The following is a 23703-nucleotide window of genomic DNA, read 5'->3' on the forward strand; positions in this document are numbered from 1 at the left end:
CCTGCCTCTGTTACCTGGGGGTTCCGACGGCGCCCGCGAGTTCGGCGATGTCCGCGAGCATCCGCGTGCTGTCGGGCTCACGTCCCGTGAACAGGCGGAAGGCGTCGGCGGCCTGGAACACGGCCATCCCGCCCCCGTCCAAAGCGGCGCAGCCGATCGCCCGGGCCGTGCGCAGCAGCTCCGTCTCCAGCGGGCGGTAGACGACCTCGGCGACCCACAGCCCCGGGTGGAGCAGTTCGGCCGGGAGGGGCAGGCCGGGGTGGGCGGCCATGCCGGTGGGGGTGGCGTGGACGAGGCCGTCGGCGCGGCCGATCAGTGTGGCCAGCGCGTCCGGGGTGGCGCCGACGGCCCGGCCGGCACCGAAGTGCCGGTTCAGGGAGGCGGCGAGATCGCCGGCCCGGTCGCCCAGCGCGTCGACGACGGTGACCCGCCCGGCGCCGAGGGTCAGCATGGCGTGTGCGACCGCCGCCCCCGCGCCACCGGCACCCAGCTGCACGACCCGCTCCAGCGGTACGTCCGGCAGCCCCCGGGCGAAGGAGGCGGCGAAGCCGGTGACGTCCGTGTTGTGGCCGACGGCCCGGCCGTCCTCGAAGACGACGGTGTTGACCGCGCCCAGCGCCTCGGCCTGCGGGGCGAGCGCGTCCAGGTGCTCGATGACGAGCTGCTTGCACGGGTGCGTGATGTTGAGCCCGTCGAAGCCGAGGTCGCGGGCGGCCCGCACCAGGTCGCCCACCGCCTGCGGCGGGACGCCGAGCGCGTCGATGTCGATGAGCCGGTACAGATAGCGCAGGCCCTGCCGGTCGGCCTCCCGCTCGTGCAGCGCCGGGCTGAGCGACGGGCCGATGCCGGAACCGATCAGCCCGACGAGATACGAGTCCTTGGCGTCCTTGCCCACCGGACCTCCTGAGCGGCTCACTAATGTACGAACTGGTGAGTTAGTAATAGCAGGCGGACCGGAGCTTGGGAAGGGCTGCCCCGGCACCGGAGACGGCCGGGCTTCTACAATCACCGGCACGCGGGTGGGCCACCGGGGCACGCTCGCCCCTCGCCGAAGGAAGCCGATGACCAGCGTCGAAGAGCCGGCACGCAGCAACGGGCGGACCCGTGACGCCGCCCGCACCCAGGCCGAGATCCTCGACGTCGCGACGCAGGAGTTCGCCCGGGTGGGCTTCGCCGGGGCCCGGGTCGACGACATCGCCGCCCGCACCAGCACCACGAAGCGGATGATCTACTACTACTTCGGCGGCAAGGAACAGCTGTTCACGGCCGTACTGGAGCGGGCGTACGGCGTGATCCGGGAGACCGAGCAGCAGCTCGACGTCGAGCACCTGGACCCGGTCGCGGCCATCCGCCGGCTGGCGGAACTCACCTTCGACCACCATGAGCAGCACCCGGACTTCATCCGCCTGGTCAGCATCGAGAACATCCACGGGGCCGAGCACATCGCCGCCTCCGAGAAGCTCGCCAAGATCGGCTCGCCCGCGCTGGACGTGATCCGCCGGATCCTCGAGTCGGGGCAGCGGTCCGGCCTGTTCACGGCCGACGTGGACGCCGTCGACCTGCACGCGATGATCAGCTCCTTCTGCTTCTTCCGGGTCTCCAACCGGCACACCTTCGGCGCCCTGTTCGGCCGCGACCTGGTGGATCCGGCGCAGCGCGAGCACTACCGCACGATGCTCGGCGACATGGTGATCGCGTACCTGACGGCACCGCGGGCGGAGGACTGACCGAGGACCGGCACAGGACCGACCAGGGGCCGGTCCGGCCGCCCCGCGCGACAAGATCCTTCGGCTCGACCTCTTGACACCCGGGAAACCTCGGCGCACCATCCGTAGCCATCCGCTACTAACTATCCAGTGGGTTAATTAACCGGTTAGCTTCCGGTCGGCCGCCCCGTCACCCCAGGGATCCGGCACCTCTCCTCTGCACTCACTCCCCGTAAGGTGGAGTTCCCTCGAAGGAGCACCCCTGTGTCCGTCCCCGACACCGCCGTCGGCCAGCCGAAGAAAGCGGCCATGGCTGCCTGGATCGGCAGCGCCCTGGAGTACTACGACTTCTTCATCTACGGCAGCGCCGCCGCGCTGATCTTCCCCGAGGTCTTCTTCGACGAGTCCGACCCGGCGACGGCGACCCTGCTCTCGCTGGCCACGTTCGGTGTGGCGTACGCGGCCCGGCCGGTCGGCGCGCTGTTCCTCGGTCACTACGGCGACCGGCTGGGACGTAAGAAGATCATGGTCTTCACGCTGATCCTGATGGGCGTGTCGACGTTCCTCATCGGCTGTCTGCCGACCCGCGACCAGGTCGGCACCCTCGCCCCCGTCCTGCTGGTGCTCTGCCGGGTGCTCCAGGGCATCTCGGCGGCGGGTGAGCAGGCCAGCGCCAACTCGATGACCTTGGAACACGCGCCGCCGCACCGGCGCGGCTTCTTCACCAGCTTCACGCTCAGCGGCACCCAGGGCGGGCAGCTGCTGGCCACCCTGGTCTTCATCCCGGTCGCCGCGCTCCCGGAGGAGCAGCTGCTCTCGTGGGGCTGGCGCGTTCCGTTCTGGATGAGCATCGCGGTCGCCGTCGTCGGCTACGTCATCCGCCGCAAGCTGGACGAGACGCCGGCCTTCGAGCAGCAGGCCGCCTCCGAGGGCGTCGTCAAGCTGCCGCTCGCCGTGCTGATGCGGGAGCACTGGGCGGACGTGCTACGGGTGATCGCCGGTGCGCTGGTCGCCTCGGTCAGCACGATCTTCACGGTGTGGGCACTGTCGTACGCCACCAGCGACGCGGTCGGGATGGACCGGTCCGCCATGCTGTGGGTGGGCGCGCTCGCCAACCTGGTCGCGCTCGGCGCGATCCCGCTGTGGGCCACGCTCTCGGACCGCATCGGGCGCCGCCCGGTGTACCTGATCGGCGCGGCCGGCAGCGCGGTGACGATGTTCCTCTACCTGTGGGCGATCTCCACCGGCTCCTACCCGCTGACCCTGCTGCTGGGCATCATCGCCTTCGGTGTGGTCTACAGCGCCGCGAACGGCGTGTGGCCCTCCTTCTACGGCGAGATGTTCTCCACCCGGGTCCGGCTGTCCGGCATGGCCATCGGCACCCAGATCGGCTTCGCGGTAGCCGGTTTCGCGGTCACCTTCGCCGCGCAGATCGCCGGCCCGGACGGCGACGACTGGTCCGCCGTGGCCTTCTTCACGGCGGCCCTCTGCGTGCCCCCGATCGTGGCCGCCCTCTCCGCCCGCGAGACCGCCAAGGTCCCGACGGAACAGCTCGGCGAACGTGCCTCCGACAAGGGGGCCCAGCGGGAGACGGTCGCAGCCTGATCCCTGGCTCGGGTGACTCGGGCCTCCGGACGCGAGGACAGCGCCGGGGGCCCGGGTCACGCCCGCGTCATGCGCCCTCGTTCGACCAGGCCCTCCTGCACAGCACCAGCCGGTACCCGTCCGGGTCCTCGACCGTGACTCCCCACTCGTTCCAGTACGGGTTGGGCGACACGACCCGCTTGCCGCCGTGCCGCTCCAGCCGGGCCACCAGGTCGTCCGGCACAGGGCCGTCCACATAGACGACGAGGAGGTCCTCCTCGGTCGGGCGGGGTTCGACCGGGTGGGCCGAGTCGTGGACGAGCTCCAGATGCCAGTCGGCGTCCGGCCAGCCCAGCATCAACAGATCGTGCTCGCCCGGCTCCCCGCCACCCACGGCCCGCCATACGACGGCGAGTCCCAGCCCTTCGGCCCAGAACCGCTCCGCCGCGGCGAGGTCCCGGGACGGGCGGGCGATACGGATGTGGCTGCGGCCGTTGACCGGCATGGTCGACCCTCCATCTGATCGGCGTTGATCCACTCGGCAGCGTAGGCGGCTCCCGTGCGCCGGCACCATCGGCCATAGGCCCTCCGTCCGGCGTCCTGGTCCTGCGGCCCGGCGGGGCGCCTCAGACGGGCGTTGACTATCGTTGCCCGATCATGCGACCGGGGACGAGAGGCGGACGGGCACGTGACGGGGGCCGGATGGATACGCGTGCCGGTCGGGGACGACGCGGCACGGTGGGCGACACGGGGACAGACCCGGAAGGTCCTCCTGGTGGTGCACAACGTGACCTCCGCGACCCGGCTGCTGGACGTGCTTCCGCTGTTCCACGACGACCTTCGGGTGCAGTTGCTGGCGACGTGCCCCGGGTCGTCGGCGTTCCGGGCGGGGGTCGCCGAGTTGCTGGCGGACACGGGAGTGCCCGTGGTGCCGTGGGAGCAGGCGATCGAGACACCGGTCGCACTCGCCGTCTCCGCGAGCTTCGGCGGTCAACTCCGGTCAATTGATGGACTGTTGGCCATATTGTCCCATGGTGTCGGATATACTAAGAGGCTGGCGACACCCGACACCCGACACCCGACACCCGACACCCGACACCCGACACCCGACACCCGACGGGCGGCGAGCCGGGTCAGAACCGGTCTTCGGGTTGTCCCCGGAGTGGTTGCTCGACGAGCGCGGCGCGACGGTCGCCGACGCCCTCGTCCTCTCCCACCCCGAGCAGTACGAGCGGCTGCGCACCGTCTGCCCCGAGGCCGCGCACACGGCCGTACTCGCCGGGGACCCCTGCTGGGACCGCATGCTGGCGGCCCGCCCCTACCGCGAGCGCTTCCGCCGCGCCCTCGGGGTCGCACGGGGGCAGCGCCTGATCGTCCTGAACTCCACCTGGAACCCGGACTCGCTGTTCGGGGACGGCGGCGCCGATGACCTGCTGCCCTCCCTGCTGCCACGCCTGACCTCGGAGTTCCCGGCCGACGAGTACCGTCTCGCGGCCGTGTTGCACCCCAACATCTGGCACGGGCACGGCCCCGGACAGATCCGCGCCTGGCTCGACCGCGCCCGACGTGCGGGCCTGGCTCTGATCGACCCCCTGGAAGGCTGGCGGCAGGCACTGATCGCCGCCGACGCCGTGCTCGGTGACCACGGCTCGGTCACGTACTACGCCGCCGCACTCGGCACCCCGGTGCTCCTGGGCGCCGCGCCCCTCGCCGGGCTCGCCCCCGACGCGCCGGCGCATGCCTTCGTCCGCACCGCGCCCTGCCTGGATCCCGCACTTCCCCTGCGCCCCCAGATCGAGACGCTGCTGGACCGGCACCAACCACGGCCCGAACCAGCCGAGTTCGTCAGTTCCTTCCCCGGCGAGTCGGCGGCCCGCCTGCGACGCCTCTTCTACGACCTGATCGGCATCCCCGAACCCGCCGTCCCCGCCCGCCTCGAACCGCTCCCTCTTCCGCCGTACGAGCCCGCCGCGCACTCCGTGCCGATGAGTGTGCTCACCCGGCTCCCTGGCGCCGGCGGGGTCGCGGTCACCCGGTACGCGGGCCCGCACCCGGCGCCGTACGACACCACCGGCCACGCGCACACGGCCGTCCACGAGGACACCCGTGAGGTCGACCAACTCGCGCTCGCGGACGTGGTGTTCCGGTACGGGTCCGCCCACGACCCCCGCTTCGTCTCCCCCGCCCACTGGACGGCGGAGATCCTCGGCCGGCATCCGCAGTGCGCGCTCGCCGCGTATGTCACCGGTCCCGGAACCTGCGTCGTCCGCACCCGTGCCGGGGCGCTGCTGCGACTGGAGGCCGGGCCGGGTGCGCATGCCGATCCGGCGGTGTACGCGTCGGCGCTGCATGCATGGCTGGGGGCGGGCAGGTCGCCGGCGGAGCTTGTCGAGCAGGGGCTGAGCGTCCGCACAGGGGCGACGGTCCACCCGGTGACGGTCACTCCTGCGTGACGCACCGCTCCCGCAACACCCGCAGGAGCGCCACGTGATACGCGGCGTTCTCCCGCCCGAGCGCCGCGAGCGCCTCGTCGATCAGGGGGAGCGCCGCTGCCGGCTCACCCCCGTCGAGGAGGGTTTCGGCGAGGTCGGTCAGAGTGCGGGCGGTGTTGTATGCCTCGCCGCTGTCCCGGAAGAAGCGCAGGGCCCGCTGCAGCCGTTCGACCGCCTCGGCCCGGCGCCCCAGGCCACGCAGGGCACGGCCCCGGTGCCGCTCCAACAGGGCGCGGGCGCGCGGGAGATCGGCCGCCCCCTCGTCGTCGGGGCCGATGGCGTCGAGGATGCCGTACGCCTCCTCGAAGCAGGTGTACGCCTCGTCGAACCGCCACTGCCGCAGCCGCAGCAGGCCGAGGAACTCGACGGCGGAGGCGTGGCCGCGTACGTGTCCGGCGCTCTGTTCGTCGCGCGCGGCGGCGACCGCCTCGGGTTCCGCCTCGTCCCAGCGGCGCAACTCGGTGAGAGTGTGGGCCAGTTGGGCGTGCAGGGCGCCGGCCGTCCGGGTGCCGGGGACGTGCTCGTCGGCGACGCGCACCCCGGCGCGGAGCGCGGGCAGCAGCACCTCGTGGTGACCGGCCTTCAGCTGGAGGGGCCACAGGGCGCGGCAGAGCAGGACGACCGTGTCCCGGTCGCGGAACTCCTCGGCCGCGTGCACCGCCTCGACGAGCCCGGTCGCCTCCGCGGCGAGGGCGGCGACGGCCGCGCCCCGGTCCGGGAAGGTCACCGGTGAGTCGGCGGACGGCACCCGCCAGCTCTCCGGCAACGCCGCCCTGGACGCGCCGACCGCCAGATCGCGGTAGCGATGGACGACCCGGGCGACGGCCGCCGAGCAGGCCGCGATGCCGTCGACGGTGGCCGCCGTGCGTTCGGCGTGCGCGCGGACGGAGGGGCGGTAGCGGTAGCGGCCGCTGTCGGTGCGTTCGACGAGCAGGGCGTCGGCGAGGGCCTCCAGGTGGCGGGCGGCCTGCGACTCGTCGAGTTCCGCGGCGCGCGCGGCGGCCGGGGCGTCGAGGGCGGGCCAGGCACGCAGACCGGCGAGGCGGTAGAGCCGGGCCGCGTCCGGCGTGAGCGCGCGGTAGGCGTCGTCGGCGGCGGTGCGGACGGGGTCGGCCTCGGGCATGGCGGGGGCCTCCAGGCGCTCGGGCGGGGAGGTCAGTCGGAGTGCGGCGGCGCGCAGGGCGTACGGCGAGCCGGCGCAGCGGTCGAGGACGGCGGGCAGGGTGGCGCGGGCCGCGCTGATCGCCTCTCTGCCCACGAGTTCGGTGAGCAGCCGGGTGGCGTCACGCCTGGCCAGCGGGCCGACGGGGATGCGCAGGGCGTCGAAGCCGGCGAGCGGGTGCCGGGCGACGACGATCGTGAAGACGCCGGGCGACGAGGCAAGCAGCGGTCGCAGCTGCGCCGCGGACCGGGCGTGGTCGAGGACGAGGAGCAGCCGCCGGTCGGTCAGACAGCGCCGGAGGAGGTCGGCGCGGTCCGCAGCGGCCGGGGGTACCTCCTCGTCCGGCAGTCCGAGTCGGCGCAGGAGCGTGCCGAGGACCGCTTCGGGGGCGAGGGTGCCCAGGTCGGCGTACAGCTGCCCGTCGGGGAAGCGGGCGGTCTGCCGCCAGCCCCAGTGGAGGGCGAGCGTGCTGGTGCCGATGCCTTCCGGGCCGTGCAGCAGGGCGAGCCTCGGGCGTCCCTCGAAGGGCCGGGCCGCTTCCTTGTCTAGGTGCTTCAGGGCCTGCTGGCGGTCCGTGAAGAAGCGCGGTGCCGCGGGCAGACAGGGGCGGTCGAGGGCAGCGCCGGGCGCGCCGGGAAGTCGGACGCCGCGGGCGAACTGAGCCCATGAGCGGGCGAGTTGGGGATCCGTGTGCACCCGTTCGTGCACCAGGCGGGCCACGTCGTCCAGTTCGCGCGGTGTGCTGGGCGCGGACACCTCGCGTCCGGCGATGCGGCGGACCAGGCCGCCCGCGGACTCCCAGGCCCATTTGCCGGCCTCGTTCGCCATGCCCGAACCGACCGCTCCGAGCACCGCGCCGATCGCGCCCAGCGAAATCGGATCCAGCATGCCGCGCACTCCCCCGCCCGTGTCCCCACGTCACTCCCAGGTGATCAACCCTAACGCCAGAAGGGGGAGGTGACGGTTACTCAGCCCCGGTCGGCGTCCTTCGCGATGCCGTACACGCGCTCCACGCGCAGCCGCAGCACCAGCCGCCCGTCCCGGACCATCGCCGCCCGGAAGTCCTCCCAGTCGGGATGCTCGCCCAGGACGTCCCGGTAGAGGCGGACGAGTTCCTCGACCGTGGCGTCGTACGGGTCCCGCGCGACCGGCGCCAGGTCGGCCGTGCCCTCGGCGACGGTGTACGCCCACCGGTCGGGGGTCGTGACGTGGTACGACGCCCTGGGGTCCCGGCGCAGGTTGCGGGTCTTGGCGCGGTCGTCGGTGATCGAGACGCGGATGATCCGTTCGTCGGGACAGTAGGCGTGGCCGACGTTCGACAGCTGCGGCCGGCCGTCGCGTTTGAGGGTGACCAGCACCCCGCCGTGGCTCTCGGAGAGCAGCGCGAGCAGTGCGTTCTGGGTGGCGTCCTGAGTCATGTCTGAAACAACGGTGCCGAGCGGCTTGCCCATTCCCTTCCCCTTCTTCTGCGCACTCCCTGACGTAGACACTGTCTACTCGATCATGGTAGACAGTGTCTATGCAGGAATCCGCATCAGGACTTCGGGCCCGGCTCATCGACGTCGGGGTGGATCTCGTGGCGCGCGAGGGCGCCCAGGCACTCACCCTCCGGGAGATCGCCCGCCGGGCAGGCGTCTCGCACGGTGCCCCGCGCCGCTACTTCGCCACCCACCTGGAGCTGCTGTCGGCCATCGCACGCCGCGGCTTCGAGGAGCTGGGGCGGCGGGCGACCGCGGCGGCCGGGGACGAGACGTCGAGCCCACGGGCGCAGGTGGCCGCGCTGGGACGGGTCTATCTGGAGTTCGCGCTGGGCAATCGCGGCATGTACGAGCTGATGTTCCGTCACGATCTGCTGGAGAGCGGCCATCTGGGCCTGCGGGACACCAGCCTCCCCCTCTTCGGCCGCCTGGTGGACCTGGTCGGCCGGGTACGTCCCGACGCCGACGCCCGTCTCCTCGCGGGCGCGTTGTGGGCCAACCTGCACGGCATCGCGCAGCTGTGGGGCTGGGGCAGTCTCCAACTCGCCACGGATACGGACGACTTCGCGCCGCTGCTGCGGGCGTCCCTGGACGCGCACCTCGGGCCGGTGGGCGAGTGAACCCGCGGCTCACTCTCGCGAGCAGCGTCGTCGGGGCCGTGATCGTCGCGTTCGACGGCACCGTCCTGACCGTCGCCCAGCCCACCCTGCGACGGGACCTGGGCGCCTCCTACGAACAGCTCCAGTGGACCAGCACCGGCTATCTCATCGCGGTGGCGAGCCTGTTGGTGTTCGCCGGGCGGCTCGGCGACCGGTACGGGCACCATCGGCTCTTCGGTATCGGCATGCTCGGGTTCGCCGCCGCGTCGGCCGGCATCGCGGTGGCACCCGGCGTCGGCTGGGTGATCGGACTGCGCGTCGTGCAGGGCGTGTTCGGCGCGCTGCTCCAGCCGGCCACGCTCGGGATGCTGCGGGCCGCGTTCCCGGCCGACCGGCTGCGGGCGCCGATCGCCGTGCGGACCGCCGCGATCGGGGTGGCGGCCGCCGCCGGGCCGTTGGTGGGCGGTGCGCTGGTGGCGGGGCCGGGCTGGCGGGCCGTGTTCCTGCTGAATGTCGTCCCCGCCCTCGCGCTCGGCGTGCTGGCGCTGGCCGTACGGCCCTCACGCACGGCCTCCCCCGTCCGGCTCGACCTGCCCGGAGCGCTCCTGCTCGCGGTGACCCTGGCCTGTGCGGTCCACGCCCTGGTCGCCCTGCCGGGGTGGGCCCTCACCGCCGCGACCGCCACGGTCACCGGTGCCGTTTTCGTCCGGCACGAGCGCCGTGCCGCGAGCCCGCTCCTGCCGCCCGACGTCGTCGGACCGGCGGCCGTCGGGGCGGCGCTCGGCATCCTGGTGGCCGCGTCGGCGGCGCTGTCGGGCACGCTGTTCGTCGGCACCTTCCTGTTGCAGGGACCGCTCGGCCTGGACCCGTTCCGCAGCGCTCTGGTCAGCCTGCCGCTGGCCCTGCTGATGGTGGTCGCGGCGCCCACCTGCGCGGTGCTGCTGCGCCGGGCCGGGGCCCGCCGGACGACCGTGGCGGCGATGGCGGTCCTGGCGCTCGGGATCCTGGTCCTCTCCCGCACGTCGGCCGTCCCCGCCCTCTGCGCCGGGTTCGCCCTGGTGGGGGCCGGGTTCGGCACGGTGATGGTGGCGGCGACCCATGTCGTCGTACGGGAGGCCGCCGTCGGGTCGGCCGGTGTGGCCGGCGGGCTTCAGCAGACCGCGATGAACGTCGGGCCGGTGCTGGGCGTGGCCGCCGCGACCGCCCTCATGGGGTCGGGTGACGGTCCGGCGCTGCCGCTGGGCGCCTTCGCCGCCCTCGCGCTGGCCGGTGCGGCCCTGGGCCGGGGGCTGCCGGGGCGGCACGCCGCGCCGAACGACGATCATGGCCAATCGACGGACCGTACACGTGTTCCTGCGCGACGATGAGATCAGAGGCCGTTCCGCCGGGGTATGCCGGAGCGCACCCTCGTCGTACGTATTCGGAGGAGAACGATGGCACTGCTGACACAAGAGGTCGACCCGGGTGAGGTCGGGCTGGACCCGAAGGCACTGGACCGCCTCGACCAGCACTTCGCCCATGTCGTCGACGAGGGGCGGATACCCGGCTACCTGGTGTCCGTCGCCCGCGGCGGACGCGTCGCCCACCTCGCCACGCACGGCCGTCGGGACCTCGCGGCGGGGCTGCCCGTCGAGGCCGACACCCTGTGGCGGATCTACTCCATGACCAAGCCGGTCACCTCGGTGGCCGCGCTACTGCTGGTGGAGGAGGGGAAGCTGTCGCTCGACGACCCGGTCGGCCGCCATCTGCCCGCCTTCGCCGAGCCCAGGGTGTACGTCAGCGGATCCGGCGCCGACACGGTGACCCGTCCCGCCGAGGGACCGATGACCGTCCGGCACCTGATGACCCACACCGCCGGACTGACCTTCGCCTTCTACCACACCCACCCCGTCGACGCCCTGTACCGCGACGCCAACCTGGAGTCGGCCGTGCTGCCCGGCTCCGACCTGGCCAGGACGGTCGACGTGTACGCGAGCCTGCCGTTGCAGTTCGAGCCGGGGACGCAGTGGAACTACTCGGTCGCCACCAACGTCCTGGGCCGGGTCATCGAGGTGGTGTCCGGACAGCCGCTCGACACGTTCTTCGCCGAGCGGATCTTCGGGCCGCTCGGGATGACCGACGCCGGGTTCTGCGTGAGCGACGAACAGGCGGGCAGGCTCTCGGAGTTGTACGGCGAGAGCGACACCGGCGGCATCGAGCCGATCCCCGGCCTCCCGTTGCGCGGCAGGCCCCGCTTCCTGTCCGGCAGCGGCGGTATGGCCGCCTCCGCGCACGACGTCCACCGCTTCATGGAGTTGCTGCGCCGCCGCGGCGAGCTCGACGGCACCCGGCTGCTGGCCCCCGAGACCGTGGACCTGATGACGACCAACCATCTGCCGGGCGGCGCCGACCTGCGCGCCTTCGGCAGCCGCCCCGCCCATGACGAGCACGGCAACGACGGCATGGGCTTCGGTCTCGGCGTCTCCGTGGTGATCGACCCGGCGCGGACGAAGGCCCCGACCGTCCTGGGCGCCTACGGCTGGAGCGGGGTGGCGACCACCACGTTCTGGGTCGACCCGCGCCACGACCTGACGGTGCAGTTCATGACGCAGGTGCGGCCCAAGTCCTCGCACACGCTGTTCCAGGACCTCAAGCGGCTCGTGAACGAGTCCGTCACCGACGCCTGAGAGCGCTGCCGGTCACTGGTCCACGCGCAAGGTGCACTCCACGCCCTCCAGGGCGAGTTCCCGCAACCACTCCGCCGAGCGGGCCGCCGTCTCGGCGGCGCGGTTCAGGCCCGCCGGCAGGGAGCCGTCCAGGATGTGGCGGACGCCCAGGGCCAGGGGGCGCGAGACACAGCGGGCCATCGCGCTCTCCTCCGCGTCCCCCACCAGGTCGAGGAGGTAACTGCCGGACCACGTCCGCCCTCCCCCGCCGCGCACGTCCAGCGACACGGCGAGGACCACCCGGTCGCGGTCGGCGTCCGTCGTGGGGTGGGCGGCCGCCAACTCGGCCGCCAGGGCGGCGATCCGGGCGTCGTCACCGGCCTTCAGCTGCTCGAAGACGGTGTCCCAGGCGCGCAGCCAGCCCTCCAGGCGCAGCGTGCCGCGCACGAAGTCCTGCGGCTTCCATGTGTCCGGCAGCCCGTACTGCTCGATGAACGGAACGCTGTCACGGTTGGGGTAGACCTCGAAGGTCTCCCCGTCGACGACATGCCTCCGCGTCGCCTCCCACGGCCGCCCGGCGACGGTCTCGGCGCCGCCTTGGACGTAACGGGCCGGTGAGCGCAGGGCGTTGAGCACTCCGGCGGGCGCCCAGCTGAAGCGGTACCTGAAGTCGTTCGGGACGGCGGGGACGCCGCCGCAGTACGACGTGAGGCTGTACGAGGCGGCCGTGTCGTCACCGACGGCCTCCCGGGCGCGGCCGACGAGGCAGTGGGCGAAGAGGTGGTCGATGCCCGGGTCGAGGCCGGCCTCGGTGAGGACGACGAGCCCGGCCGCGGCAGCCGCGGGCACCTGTTCGAGGACGGCGTCCGACACATAGCTGGAGCAGGCGAAGTGCGCCTCCTGCGCGACGCAGGCCGCCAGGATCCCGGCGTGCTCCGGTGCGGGCAGCATCGATACGACGATGTCGCCGGGGGCCAGTTCGGCGGCGAGCGCGGGAAGCGTGTAGGCGCGGGGCTCGGCACGTCCGGTGAGCCCGAGTCCGGCCAACGCGTCGGCGGCGCGGTCCTCGGTGCGGTGCCACAGCCGTACGCGGTCGGCGGTGTCGCACAGCCGGGCCAGTCCACTGCCCGTGGACAGTCCGGCGCCGACCCAGTGGACGGTGCCGCTCGCGGGAAGCCGCGCGGAGAGCTCAGGCATGACGGAACTCCCCCTCTGCGACGCCGAGTTCACGGCAGGTCTGGTGGAACCGTTCCAGACAGCGCCCCCAGGGCCCGCCCGTCCCGAAGTCCAGCAGCTGAGGCAGCAGCGCCGCGGAGAAGTCGGTGCTGGACTCGCGCGGCAGCAGGGAGGGCAGGTTGTCGATGGCGATCAGGTCGAGCGGGGGTTCCTCGCGCAGCCGGCGGACGGGGTCGGTCCAGTCGGTGGTGCGGTCGTAGACCGGCAGGACGTTCAGGGGGGAGCCGACGTCGACGGTGACGTCGCAGAGGGTGCGCAGCCGGCGGGCCGGGTCGTCGAGGTCCTGCTCACGGAGGAAGGGCGGGACGGGGGTGGTGGCGAGGACGGCGTTCACCGTCACGTCGTGCGCCAGCAGGGCCGGCCGGTCCACGTCCCGGGTCTCGGCGAGGTCCCAGGGGGTGGCCTCGACCCCGGCGGTCAGGAACGCGAGGCGTGCTCCCCGGCCGCTGCGGCCCAGGGCGCCGATCACGAGGGCGGTGAACCCCTCGTCGCCGGGGGCGGGTCGGAGGGTCTCGTCCAAATCCTCCTTCGACGTGGGCGTCAGCGGTGCGACGAGCTTCCCGCGGTGCTGGAGGACGGCCAGGGCGGCACCGAGGTAGCCGGCCCAGAAGCCGAAGGCGGCGAGGCGTCGGCCGTCGTCGTCCACCAGGTACTCCAGGTCCAGGAGCGCCCCACCGCCGACGGCGAAGCGCCCCAGGAGGTCCTCGGCGCCGGGCTGCTGCTTGTAGGCGTGCCCGAAGAAGATGTGCCGGTGGGTGAGTGCGCCCGGCTGGTCCGGGAGTTCCTTGAGTCCGGTGACGACGGCCTGCTCGGGCGCCGACACCCACGACCCGGCAGGGACGACCCGGCAGCCGACCGCCTCGTACTCCTCGACGGGGAAGATCCGCTGCGGGGACTCCTCGACGGTGAGCGTCACCCCGCTCTCGACGAGCCGCCGTGCGTCGGACGGCACGATCGGTGTGCGTCGCTCCGTGGAACGGACCTCGTGGCGCAGCCACAGGTGGAGATCGGTCATACGCGGTTGGCCTCCGGGCGCGGGGCGTCGGCCGCGAACCGGCCGGCGCTCAAGGGGGTGACGTCCACGAAGGGTACGCGGCCGAGGTACAGGTCACGGACGACCTCGCCGACGGCCGGGCCCTGCAGAAAGCCGTGGCCGGAGAAGCCGGTCGCGTACAGGAAGCGGGACACCGAAGTCGCCTCGCCGATCAGGGCGTTGTGGTCCGGTGTGACCTCGTAGAGACCCGCCCAGCCTCCCGTGCGGCGCAGGTCGAGCAGGGCGGGGGCGCGGCGTTCCATGGCCGCGGTCAGGCGGGGGATCCAGCGGTCGTGGGTGTCGGTGGCGAAGCCGGGACGCTCGTCGGGGTCGGACATGCCGAGGAGGAGGCCGGGGCCCTCGGTGTGGAAGTAGAGGCTGGTGGTGAAGTCGATGGTCATGGGCAGCCGCGGCGGCAGTCCGGGGACGGGTTCGGTGACGGCGATCTGGCGGCGCAGCGGTACCACCGGCAGGTCCACGCCGGCCATCGCGCCGACCGCCCGCGACCAGGGGCCGGCCGCGCAGATCACGGTGTCGGTGGCGATGCGGCCGATGGTGGTCGTCACGGCGGTGATCCGGTCGCCGTGCAGTTCGATGCCGGTGACGTCGGTGTGGCGTAGGATCCGCGCCCCGTACTGGCGGGCGGCGGACGCGTAGCCGTGGACGACGGATTCGGGGGTGCAGTGGCCGTCGTCCGGCGAGTAGGCGGCCGCCAGCAGTCCGTCGGTGCTGATCAGCGGGGACAGCCTGCGCGCCTCGGCGGGCTCGATCATCCGGCTCGGCACCCCCAGGGAGTTCTGGAGCCGGACGCCCGCCTCGAAGCTCTCGACCTCCTGCGCGGTCGAGAGCAGGAACAGGTAGCCGACCCGGTGCAGCCCGATGTCGTACCCGGTCTCCTCCTCGAAGCGCGCGAACGCCTCCAGACTCCGCGCCCCCAGCCGCACGTTGAGCTCGTCGGAGAACTGCGCCCGCACCCCGCCGGCCGCCTTGGAGGTGGACCCGGAAGCCAGCTCGTCCCGCTCGACGAGGACGACGTCCCGTACGCCCGCCCGGGCCAGGTGACAGGCGATGCTGGTGCCCATCACGCCGCCGCCGATGACGACGACGCTCGCGTGGCTGTTCACGACCGCACCTCCTCGGCCGGCCCGACCGTCACTCCGTCGCCGGACGGCTCCCGGCTGCCCGGCCCGCGGTCGACACGGTCGGCACGGCGGCCGGCTCCCGCACCGTCGATACGCCGGGGTGCTGCCCCGCCCGCCACGATGTCCTCGCGCATGGTCACAGACCCGCCTTTCCGGCCGCCTCGACCACGGCCCAGGCGGCGGCCGCGTCCTGGATGCCGAGGCCGACGCTGTTGTAGTAGACGATCTCGTCGGGTCCCGTCCGGGCGGTGCGCCGGCCGGTGAGGACGGCTCCCAGCCCGACCGGACCGTCGGTGGTCAGCAACCCCGCGCGCAGGGCTTCCACCACCGGCCCGGCGTGCTCGGCCGCGGTCACCGGATCGTCGACGACGACGGCCGCGGCCCGCCGTACGACCTCCGCGTCCACCTCGCGCCGGCCCGGCTCGAACGACCCCACGCTGACCACCGTGCACCCGGGAGCCAGCCACTGACCGCGCACGACCGGCGTCGTGCTGAGCGTGCAGGCCGCGACCAGCGACGCCCCCGTCACGGCCTCCTCCGCGGTGCCGACCGGCTCGACGGCGAGGCCCAGTTCGGCCGTGAGCCGCTCGGCGGCGCGGGTGCGGTTGCGTGCGGTCGGGCTCCACAGGCGTACGGACCTCAGGTCCCGCACCCGGGCGACGGCCCGCGCGTGGGCGAGGGCCTGGGTGCCGGAGCCGAGAAGGGCGAGGTCCGCGCTGTCGGGGGTGGACAGGGCGTCGAACGCCACGGCGCTCCCGGCGGCCGTGCGCAGGGTCGTGACGGCCGTGCCGTCCATGACGGCGGCCAGGCGGCCCGTGACCGGGTCGAGCACGGTGATGACGGCGTGCACGGTGGGCAGGCCGGACGCCGCGTTGCCCGGGTTGACGCTGCCGATCTTCGCGACGGTCCCGGTGTCCGCCGACAACCGGGACAGATACGCGAAGACCACGCTGTCGTCGAAGCGGCTCGGGTGCATGATCTTCCCGGGCAGGTCGGCCGCGTCGGCGCCGAGCGCCATGAAGGCCGCGCGCTGCGAGGCGATCGCCGCGTCGAGGTCGAGCAGGCGTGCCACCTGCTCTCCGGAGAGGAAGAGGACGTCGTCGGTCATTCCCTCTTCCTGTCCGGACGGACCCTGCCGCAATCAGGACAGGTGTGCGACCGCGTCCAGATGGGGCAGGTGGTGGTCGAGGCGCTCCCGCTTGGTGCGCAGATAGGTGATGTTGTTCTCGCACGGCGGGATCAGCAGCGGGACCTGCTCGGCCACCTCGATGCCGTGGCGCACCAACGCCTCACGCTTGCGCGGGTTGTTCGACATCAGGCGGACGCTGTTCACCCCCAGGTCGTGCAGGATCTCGGCGGCGACCCCGTAGTCGCGGGCGTCCACCGGCAGGCCGAGCGCGAGGTTGGCCTCGACGGTGTCCAGGCCCTCCGCCTGAAGGGCCATCGCCCGCAGCTTGCCGAGCAGACCGATGCCGCGGCCCTCGTGGCCCCGCAGATAGACGACGATGCCGCTGCCCTCGGCGACGACGGCACGCAGCGCGGAGGCCAGCTGGTCACCGCACTCGCAGTGCTGGGAACCGAAGGCGTCGCCGGTCAGGCACTCGGAGTGCAGCCGGGTGAGAACGTCCTGCGTGCCTATCTCGCCGTAGACCAGGGCCACTTGCTCGTCACCGCGATCGTGGTCGAGGTAGCCGACCGCGCGGAATTCGCCGTACACGGTGGGCAAGGGGGCATTCACCACGCGTTCCACGCCGGAACGCTGCGTCCGCTGTCCGGACTTCTTGCCGAGTACGCCCATTTTTTCTGTCATGATTCTTCAGTTCCTAAGCAGAGACGAAAGGCCGTGAAAAGATGAGTGGTTCAAAAACGCGGCCGGCGGCACACTCGCTGGTGCCGGCGGACACCACCGAAGACGTACGGGCGCGAGGAGCGGGCGTTTCACGGCAGGTCGCGGTCCTTCCCGTCGGGAGCTTCGAGCAGCACGGCGCGTACCTTCCGCTGGCGACCGACACGCTCGTGGCCTGTGCCGTCGCGCGCGAGATAGCCGGCGCGTACCCGGTGCACCTCCTTCCGCCGGTGACCATCTCCTGCTCGCACGAGCACGCGGCCTGGCCGGGGACCGTCAGCATCTCCTCGGTGACCCTTCATGCGGTGGTACGGGACATAGCGGCTTCGCTCCGCCGTTCGGGCGTCGACGCGTTGGTGCTGGTCAACGGGCACGGCGGAAACTACGTGCTGGGCAACGTCGTTCAGGAGTCCTGCGCGCGCGGTGAGCGGATGGCGCTGTTCCCGGCCGCGGAGGACTGGGAGGCGGCACGGGAGCGGGCGGGGGTGGAGACCTCGCTGCTCACCGACATGCACGCGGGGGAAATTGAGACCTCCATCCTTCTGCACACTCATCCCGAATTGATCCGACCCGGTTATGAGACTTCCGATTTCGTATCGGACGACCGCCGTCATCTGCTCACCCTCGGTATGTCCGGCTATACCGATTCGGGCGTCATCGGCCGCCCTTCACTGGGCTCCGCGGAAAAGGGGAAGCGGCTGCTGGCGAGCCTCGCGGATTCCTTCGGCGCGTATGTGTCACTGCTGACCTCCACGGACGATTCCGTTCGGGACACGGGAGACGCAAAATAGCGGCTGGGTTCCGGGTCCGCCATGGGGACGGCGGACCCGGAACCCGCGCGCAGGCCGGTGTACCAGCGGGCGACGAGAACGAGAGCGCCGGGCAGGGCGGCCACGAAGCTGAGGACGCCGTACACGACGGCGACGGCCAGGCCGGTGTCGGCGCCCAGTCCCGCGGCCCCGAACGCCCAGGCGGTGACGCCTTCCCGGGGGCCGAAACCGCCGACGTTCAGGGGCAGGCCCATGGCGAGCAGGGCCAGGACGGCGAGCGGCAGCAAGGCGGCCACGGAGGCGGCGGAGCCCGCGATCCGCGCGGCGAGCACGAACATCGCGAGGTGTCCGGCGAGGACGACCGCGGAGGAGATGGCGACCCCGGGACCGTTGCGGCGGGACAGCAGGGCTTCGCGGGCCTCACCGAGGGTGGTGCGCACAGCGGTCGGCTTCGTCCGGTCGCGACGGGAGGGCGCACGGTTCATGCGCACGGCGGCCACCACGGCGAGCGCGCCCACCGCGGCGAACAGGACGAGCGGCGTGAGGTCGCGGGCCTCGTTCAGCACGGGGGACGGCATGGTCAGCAGCACGACGGCGCCGACGACCGCGAGGACGACCTGCCCCGCGGTCCGCTCGAGGACGACCGCGCGGACACCGCGCCCCATGTCACCGGCGCTCTGCCCGTGCCGCACCGCCCGGTGCACGTCGCCGAGGACACCGCCCGGGAGGGCCGCGTTGAGGAACAGCGCGCGGTAGTAGTCGGTGACCGCGGGCCCGAGCGGCAGCCGGATCCGCAGACCCCTGGCCACGAGCTGCCAACGCCACGCGCTGAACACGGTGGTGGCGGCCCCGATCCCCAGCGCCGCCACCAGCGCCGTCGCGTCGATCCGCCGCAGCCCGTCGAGGAAGACACCGGTGCCGAGCCGCCAGAACAGCACGCCGAGGATGGCGACGCCGACGGCCGTGCCCAGGTGGGTGCGGACGGTGGGGGTGTTGAGGCGGGACAGAAGGGCACGCAGGGGACGGCGGCGCGGTGCGTCGGGGTCGACGGCTCCCGGGCGGGGCTCGGTGACGACGACGCCGATACGGGAGGCGGAGACGGCCACGGCGGTGGGGGCGAGGGCAGCCGTACGTACCGCCGCGCGCCGTGTGACGCGCGCCCTGGCCACCGTCTCCACGCTCATGACGCTCCGCCCGTCGGTCGGCACAGTGCGAGCAGGTCGCTGTGGTGGACCACGACGCGCAGTTCGCCGGCCTGGCAGGCGGCGAGGCGTTCGGACAGATAGCGGTCGGCGCGCTCGCGCAGTCCGGGGCGTTCCTCGACCGCCGCGCCGACCCAGCCGCGCAGCCACTGGGCGGTGAGCGCCGCCTCGTCGGGCCCCAGCCGCCAGGGGCTGGGATGCACCTGCACGGTCGCACCGTGCTCGGCGAACGCCTCGGCCGCCGCGGTGATCGCGTCCGGTCCCAGCATGCCCGAGCGGCGCTGGTGGGCGTTGAACGCCTCGGCGATCTCCGCGTCCAGCGGGTCGGACGGGGTGAGTTCGACGCGGCCGGCGACGGACAGCGTCAGCAGCGCCGGACAGCCCGCGCCCGCACAGGCCGCGGCGAGAACGCCGACCTCGTCGCGGGTGAGGACGTCGAGCAGGGCGGAGGCGGTCACCAGCGAGGCGCCGGCCAGGGCGTCCGCGGTGAGGCGGCCGATGTCGCCGCGGCGCGTCTCGACGGTGACACGGCTGCCGTCGGCGCCGGAGCGCGGGGAGGCCACCGCGGCGAAGTGCAGGAGGTAGGGGTCGCGGTCGTGCAGGATCCAGTGCTGGGCGCCGTCCAGATGGGGCGCGAGCCAGCGGCCCATGGAGCCGGTGCCGCAGCCCACGTCGTGGATGACCAGCCCGGCACGTCCGGGGAGATTGGCGAGCCGGATCCGCAGCGGATCGAGCAGGTCGTGGGCCCGCGCGGTGGCATCGGCGCCTTCGCGCAGCTCCAGCCACTCCGGGGCGTAGCGGGGCGGGTCGTCGGGCCCGGCGTCCCTGAGGCGGACGGTGGCCCGCTCTCCGGGGCGGAAGCTGGGCCCGGCCCCGAGAATCACGGCGTCCGCGTCGGACCCCGCCGGTACGGATACGCCGCTCATGTCACCCTCCGCCGAAACGATCCCGCTCTGCGGCCCCGGCTGCTGCGCCGGAGCCGACATGTCCGTCGCGTCCGTCGCGTCCCTGGGGCCCGGCTGGGCCGGAATCGTCCCCCCGGCCTGTGTCGTCGCCGTCTTCCTCATGCCGCCCTCCGGGGTTCGTTCGGCAGTCGGCCCAGTACCGCGGCCAGGCTGCGGGCCGTGCCGGCCCAGCCGTTCAGGGCGGCCCGGCGTCCGCGGGCCGCCGCCTTCAGCCGGCGTCGTACGTCCGCCTCGCCGAACCAGCCGCGCAGTTCGACGGCGATCGCCGCCGGGTTCTCCGGCGGGACGAGGATGCCGGGGACACCGCCGTCGGGGGCCCGGCCGACCGCCTCCGGCAGGCCACCGACGTCCGTCGCCAGTACGGGGATACCGCGCGCGAGTGCTTCTGTCACCGCCATGCCGTACGTCTCGGCGTAGGAGGTGAGCACCATGAGGTCGGCGGTGTTGTAGCTGGCGTCGAGTTCGGCGCCGGACTGCGGGCCCGCGAGGATCAGCCGGTCCTGGAGGCCGTGCCGGGCGATCAGGGACCGCAGCTCGGCCACGTACTCGGGATCCTGGTTCAGCCCGCCCACGCACACACAGCTCCACGGCAGGTCGGTCACCGTCGCCAGTGCCTCCACCAGCCGGTGCTGTCCCTTGCGCGGCGTCACGGCGGCCACGCACAGCAGACGTGACACACCGTCGGTGCCGGACGCGAGGGGGGCGATGTCGGCGCCGGGGGCGGCGACATGGACCCGTTCGGGGGCGAGGCCGTGGTGGGAGACGAGACGGCGGACCGCCCAGTCGCTGGTGGCGATCACCGCGGGGACGGCCCGCAGCACGGTGCGTTCCCGGGCGTCGAGTTCCGCGGCGACGGCGGGCTCCAGTCCCGTCTCGTCGCCGAGCGGGAGGTGGACGAGGACCGCGAGGCGCAGCCGCTCAGCCTCCGGGACGATGATCTCGGGCACACCGCAGGCGACCAGCCCGTCCAGCAGGACGACGGTCCCGTCCGGGAACTCCCGCAGCGTACGGGCGAGTTCCGCACGGGCCGCGGCACCGGGGCTGGGCCAGCTGCCGTCCACCGCGTGCTTGTGCACCTGCCAGCCGAAGCCGGGCAGATCCAGACTGACCCGCCGGTCATAGGCGTTGCCGCCGCTCGGCACGGTCGGGTCGTCGACGCCGCCCGGCATGACGAAGTGCACGGAGCGCAGGGACATGGGGATGATCTCGGCGTTCTTCAGAGCGGAGTGCTGCACGGGCACATAGCCGAGCTTGGTCTTCTCCGCCTTCTCCGGGCTCGGCTGTTGCAGGGCCCGCTTCTCCAGGGTCACGTCGGTCACAGGGCACGCTCGTAACTCGCCCAGGCGACATGCGACTCGTGCAGGGTGACCGTGAGGCCCGCGAGCCCCCGGGCGCCCTCGCCCAGCGCGCCCTTCTCGATCCGCTCGGCGAGCCGGTCGGCGATGACCTTGGCCAGGAACTCGGTGGAGGTGTTGACGCCGGCGAAGGCGGGCTCGTTGTCGAGGTTTCGGTAGTTCAGCTCGGCGACGACGGCGCCCAGTTCCTGCGTGGCCAGTCCGATGTCGACGACGATGTTGTCGTCGTCCAGCTGCTCGCGCCGGAACGTGGCGTCCACCAGGAACGTCGCTCCATGCAGACGCTGCGCGGGCCCGAAGACGTCGCCGCGGAAGCTGTGGGCGATCATGATGTGATCGCGGACGGTGATGCTGAACAACGGACGACCCTCCAGGTGCGGTACGCCTAGTCCCCGGCTGATTGCCGCCGGGGATGCCGTGTAGTACGGCTCTTCGCTTCCCCTTGTTCAGCCCTCTCTCACTCTTTTCTCAGGTCAGGCACTGTCGTCGTCCCGGATTGAACGAGCCTGTCAGGGCGCGTCCGTGTACCTGACGCGATGGCAGAGCGCCGGGATCTGCCCGGAGGCGAGCTTCGGCATCACCTCGGGCAGGTCCTCGAAGGCACTCTCCCCGGTGACGAGCGCGTCCAGGGCCGGGTCGGCGAGCAGGTCGAGGGCCAGGGCGAGCCGGTCGGCGTAGGTACGGCTGGCGCTGCGGGCTGGGGACACGGTGCCGACCTGGCTGCTGCGGACGACGAGCCGGCGGGAGTGGAAGTCCTCGCCGAGCGGGAGGCTGATCCGCCGGTCGCCGTACCAGCTGAGTTCGAGGACGGTGCCCTCGGGCCTGAGCAGTTCGAGCGACCGGGCGAGGCCCTGCTCGGTGGCGCTGGCGTGGACGACCAGATCGCACTCGCCGAGCGCCGCCTCGGGCAAGGCGAAACCCGCGCCGAGGGCCTTGGCGACCTCGGCCCGGCCCGGATCGGCGTCGACCAACTGGAGCCGCACGCCCGGAAAGCGGGCCAGGAGGGCGGCCACCGAGCAGCCGACCATGCCGCCGCCGACCACGGCGATCCGGTCGCCGACCAGGGGCGCGGCGTCCCAGAGGGCGTTGACGGCGGTCTCGACGGTGCCCGCGAGGAAGGCCCGTTCGGCGGGCACGGTGTCCGGTACGACGGTCACCGCGGCGGCGGGGACGACGTACCGGGTCTGGTGCGGGTGGAGACAGAAGACGGTGCGGCCGACGAGTGCCGTCGGCCCCGCTTCCACCACGCCGACACTCAGGTACCCGTACTTCACCGGGGCGGGGAACTCGCCCTCCTGGAACGGCGCCCGCATGGCCGCGTGCTGACTCTCCGGGACGCCGCCGCGGAACACGAGAGTCTCCGTGCCCCGGCTGACTCCGGAGTACAGCGACCGCACCAGGACGTCGTCCTCGCCCGGCTCCGGCAGGGTGACCTCCCGGATCTCTCCTTCACCCGGAGAGCTGAGCCAGAACGCACGTGCGGTGCGGTTCATCGGATTCCTCCTGAACGATCGGGAAGCTGTTCACGTACCGAGGTGTGCACAGGTCGCGCACAGTACGCGGCCTTGATCGACTCTGTCATCTGGCCGGAGGAATGTGCGGTGGCCCTGAACAACACGTACGAAGCAAGGCTGGTCCAGCAGGAGACCGCTGTGGGAGCGGGCGTGCAGATCCTGTTGCTGGCCCTGCTCGGATCGGCGATCGGCATGGGACCGGCGGGCTGGCTGACCGGCCTCGTCTTCGCCATCGCCACCTGGGCGCTGCTCTCGCTGGCCCTGCACCGGTCCCGGCTGCGCTCCTTCGGGCCGGCGAACCGGGTCACCCTCGGCCGGGCGACGCTGGTGGGCGGTGTCACGGCCCTGGTGGCGGACTCCTTCCAGAGTTCACCGCCGGTGACGCTGTTCGTCGGCCTCACGGCGGTGGCGCTGATCCTCGACGGCGTGGACGGCAAGGTGGCCCGCCGCACCGGCACGTCGACGGCCCTGGGCGCACGTTTCGACATGGAAGTGGACGCGTTCCTGATCCTGGTGTTGAGCGTGTACGTCTCGATGTCGCTGGGCCCGTGGGTCCTTCTCATCGGCGCCATGCGCTACGGCTTCGTCGCCGCCGCCCGCGTCTGGCCCTGGCTCAACGCCCCGCTCCCGCCGAGCACCCCGCGTAAGACGGTCGCCGCGATGCAGGGCGTTTTCCTGCTGCTGGCGGCGTCCGGTCTCTTCCCGTACGCGGCGACGTTCGCGGTCACCGCGACGGCTCTGGCGGCGCTGGTCTGGTCGTTCGGCCGGGACGTGCTGTGGCTGTTCCGGACGTCGCGTACGCGGCGGGGGGCGCGGCTGGCAGAGGTGCGGGAGCTGGTGGCGTCCTGAGCGGGTGGATGCCTGCGGCGCCTGTTGCTGTTCGGTGGGGGTGCGTGTAGCGCGGTTCGGTTGGTTTGTGGGTCGGGGCCGCGTCGGGGGGGGGGGCTTCGTCATTCCCCCCAATGTTGCCCACC

22 protein-coding genes and 1 pseudogene are annotated in these 23703 nt (G+C 72.8%); 8 read left to right on the forward strand and 15 right to left on the reverse strand.

Annotated features, from left to right (window positions below):
• Window positions 1-10: 10 nt before the first annotated feature.
• On the reverse strand, window positions 11-895 hold the full coding sequence (locus tag ACFU95_RS07240) for a shikimate dehydrogenase (RefSeq protein WP_383823005.1): 885 nt from the start codon (window positions 893-895) through the stop codon (window positions 11-13).
• Window positions 896-1061: 166 nt separating this feature from the next.
• Here ACFU95_RS07240 and ACFU95_RS07245 point away from each other — a divergent pair, with 166 nt between their 5' ends.
• Window positions 1062-1727, forward strand: coding sequence for a TetR/AcrR family transcriptional regulator (locus ACFU95_RS07245; protein ID WP_383823009.1), 666 nt, complete (start codon window positions 1062-1064; stop codon window positions 1725-1727).
• A 243-nt stretch (window positions 1728-1970) separates the two neighbouring features.
• The gene (locus ACFU95_RS07250; RefSeq protein ID WP_383823012.1) at window positions 1971-3311 is read left to right on the forward strand and encodes an MFS transporter; all 1341 of its coding nucleotides are present in this window, start codon (window positions 1971-1973) and stop codon (window positions 3309-3311) included.
• 67 nt (window positions 3312-3378) lie between these two features.
• Here ACFU95_RS07250 and ACFU95_RS07255 read toward each other — a convergent pair whose 3' ends face one another.
• Window positions 3379-3795 (reverse strand): VOC family protein, encoded by a 417-nt coding sequence (locus ACFU95_RS07255; protein WP_383823015.1) that lies wholly within the window; start codon window positions 3793-3795, stop codon window positions 3379-3381.
• A gap of 646 nt (window positions 3796-4441) precedes the next feature.
• Here ACFU95_RS07255 and ACFU95_RS07260 point away from each other — a divergent pair.
• The gene (locus tag ACFU95_RS07260; RefSeq protein WP_383823018.1) at window positions 4442-5743 is read left to right on the forward strand and encodes a hypothetical protein; all 1302 of its coding nucleotides are present in this window, start codon (window positions 4442-4444) and stop codon (window positions 5741-5743) included.
• On the opposite strand, the gene ACFU95_RS07265 is transcribed toward ACFU95_RS07260, so the two are convergent.
• Both ACFU95_RS07265 and ACFU95_RS07270 read right to left on the reverse strand, forming a co-directional pair.
• Window positions 5730-7832 (reverse strand): tetratricopeptide repeat protein, encoded by a 2103-nt coding sequence (locus ACFU95_RS07265; RefSeq protein WP_383823021.1) that lies wholly within the window; start codon window positions 7830-7832, stop codon window positions 5730-5732. The two genes, ACFU95_RS07260 and ACFU95_RS07265, sit on opposite strands and share 14 nt — an antisense overlap.
• Window positions 7833-7912: 80 nt before the next feature.
• Window positions 7913-8362 carry a PPOX class F420-dependent oxidoreductase gene (locus ACFU95_RS07270; RefSeq protein ID WP_383823023.1) on the reverse strand — a complete coding sequence of 150 codons (450 nt, stop codon included), beginning with the start codon at window positions 8360-8362 and terminating at the stop codon, window positions 7913-7915.
• 101 nt (window positions 8363-8463) lie between these two features.
• Here ACFU95_RS07270 and ACFU95_RS07275 point away from each other — a divergent pair, with 101 nt between their 5' ends.
• The 3 genes from ACFU95_RS07275 (at window position 8464) to ACFU95_RS07285 (ending at window position 11687) form a co-directional block, all read left to right on the forward strand.
• On the forward strand, window positions 8464-9042 hold the full coding sequence (locus ACFU95_RS07275) for a TetR/AcrR family transcriptional regulator (protein ID WP_383823025.1): 579 nt from the start codon (window positions 8464-8466) through the stop codon (window positions 9040-9042).
• Window positions 9039-10388, forward strand: coding sequence for an MFS transporter (locus ACFU95_RS07280; RefSeq protein WP_383823028.1), 1350 nt, complete (start codon window positions 9039-9041; stop codon window positions 10386-10388). The genes ACFU95_RS07275 and ACFU95_RS07280 overlap by 4 nt, the downstream gene beginning before the upstream one ends.
• A gap of 66 nt (window positions 10389-10454) precedes the next feature.
• Window positions 10455-11687 (forward strand): serine hydrolase domain-containing protein, encoded by a 1233-nt coding sequence (locus tag ACFU95_RS07285; RefSeq protein WP_383823031.1) that lies wholly within the window; start codon window positions 10455-10457, stop codon window positions 11685-11687.
• Window positions 11688-11699: 12 nt separating this feature from the next.
• Here the strand turns inward: ACFU95_RS07285 and ACFU95_RS07290 are convergent, their stop codons facing one another.
• The 6 genes from ACFU95_RS07290 to ribA are packed head-to-tail and all read right to left on the reverse strand — an operon-like array spanning window position 11700 to window position 16887.
• Window positions 11700-12863 (reverse strand): saccharopine dehydrogenase family protein, encoded by a 1164-nt coding sequence (locus ACFU95_RS07290; protein ID WP_383823034.1) that lies wholly within the window; start codon window positions 12861-12863, stop codon window positions 11700-11702.
• Window positions 12856-13917, reverse strand: coding sequence for a saccharopine dehydrogenase (locus ACFU95_RS07295; protein WP_383823037.1), 1062 nt, complete (start codon window positions 13915-13917; stop codon window positions 12856-12858). Before ACFU95_RS07295 ends, ACFU95_RS07290 begins: the two co-directional genes overlap by 8 nt.
• Window positions 13914-15059: an NAD(P)/FAD-dependent oxidoreductase gene (locus tag ACFU95_RS07300; RefSeq protein ID WP_383823039.1), complete on the reverse strand. Its 1146-nt coding sequence runs from the start codon at window positions 15057-15059 to the stop codon at window positions 13914-13916. The genes ACFU95_RS07295 and ACFU95_RS07300 overlap by 4 nt, the downstream gene beginning before the upstream one ends.
• The gene (locus ACFU95_RS07305; RefSeq protein WP_383823042.1) at window positions 15056-15211 is read right to left on the reverse strand and encodes a hypothetical protein; all 156 of its coding nucleotides are present in this window, start codon (window positions 15209-15211) and stop codon (window positions 15056-15058) included. The genes ACFU95_RS07300 and ACFU95_RS07305 overlap by 4 nt, the downstream gene beginning before the upstream one ends.
• A gap of 2 nt (window positions 15212-15213) precedes the next feature.
• Complete coding sequence (locus tag ACFU95_RS07310; RefSeq protein WP_383823045.1) at window positions 15214-16185, reverse strand: ornithine cyclodeaminase family protein; 972 nt, start codon at window positions 16183-16185, stop codon at window positions 15214-15216.
• A gap of 33 nt (window positions 16186-16218) precedes the next feature.
• Window positions 16219-16887, reverse strand: a complete 669-nt coding sequence (gene ribA, locus ACFU95_RS07315) for a GTP cyclohydrolase II (protein ID WP_383823047.1) — start codon at window positions 16885-16887, stop codon at window positions 16219-16221.
• A 41-nt stretch (window positions 16888-16928) separates the two neighbouring features.
• Between ribA and ACFU95_RS07320 the strand changes: the two genes are divergently transcribed.
• On the forward strand, window positions 16929-17714 hold the full coding sequence (locus tag ACFU95_RS07320; protein ID WP_383823050.1) for a creatininase family protein: 786 nt from the start codon (window positions 16929-16931) through the stop codon (window positions 17712-17714).
• 146 nt (window positions 17715-17860) lie between these two features.
• Here the strand turns inward: ACFU95_RS07320 and ACFU95_RS07325 are convergent.
• From ACFU95_RS07325 to ACFU95_RS07345, 5 genes and pseudogenes are all read right to left on the reverse strand, one after another.
• Window positions 17861-18877, reverse strand: a pseudogene (locus ACFU95_RS07325) (lysylphosphatidylglycerol synthase transmembrane domain-containing protein); the annotation flags it as partial.
• Complete coding sequence (locus tag ACFU95_RS07330) at window positions 18874-19821, reverse strand: SAM-dependent methyltransferase (protein ID WP_383823644.1); 948 nt, start codon at window positions 19819-19821, stop codon at window positions 18874-18876. The pseudogene ACFU95_RS07325 and the gene ACFU95_RS07330, both read right to left, overlap by 4 nt.
• Before the next feature lie 137 nt (window positions 19822-19958).
• A complete protein-coding gene (locus tag ACFU95_RS07335) occupies window positions 19959-21179 on the reverse strand; it encodes a glycosyltransferase family 4 protein (RefSeq protein ID WP_383823053.1) in 1221 nt (406 codons plus the stop codon).
• Window positions 21176-21574, reverse strand: a complete 399-nt coding sequence (locus tag ACFU95_RS07340) for a 6-pyruvoyl tetrahydropterin synthase family protein (RefSeq protein ID WP_383823055.1) — start codon at window positions 21572-21574, stop codon at window positions 21176-21178. The genes ACFU95_RS07335 and ACFU95_RS07340 overlap by 4 nt, the downstream gene beginning before the upstream one ends.
• Window positions 21575-21724: 150 nt before the next feature.
• Complete coding sequence (locus tag ACFU95_RS07345; protein WP_383823057.1) at window positions 21725-22708, reverse strand: zinc-binding alcohol dehydrogenase; 984 nt, start codon at window positions 22706-22708, stop codon at window positions 21725-21727.
• A 108-nt stretch (window positions 22709-22816) separates the two neighbouring features.
• Here ACFU95_RS07345 and ACFU95_RS07350 point away from each other — a divergent pair, with 108 nt between their 5' ends.
• Window positions 22817-23578, forward strand: coding sequence for a CDP-alcohol phosphatidyltransferase family protein (locus ACFU95_RS07350; RefSeq protein WP_383823646.1), 762 nt, complete (start codon window positions 22817-22819; stop codon window positions 23576-23578).
• Window positions 23579-23703: the final 125 nt, after the last annotated feature.

Source organism: Streptomyces sp. NPDC057623, from assembly GCF_042800355.1.
Classification (GTDB): domain Bacteria; phylum Actinomycetota; class Actinomycetes; order Streptomycetales; family Streptomycetaceae; genus Streptomyces.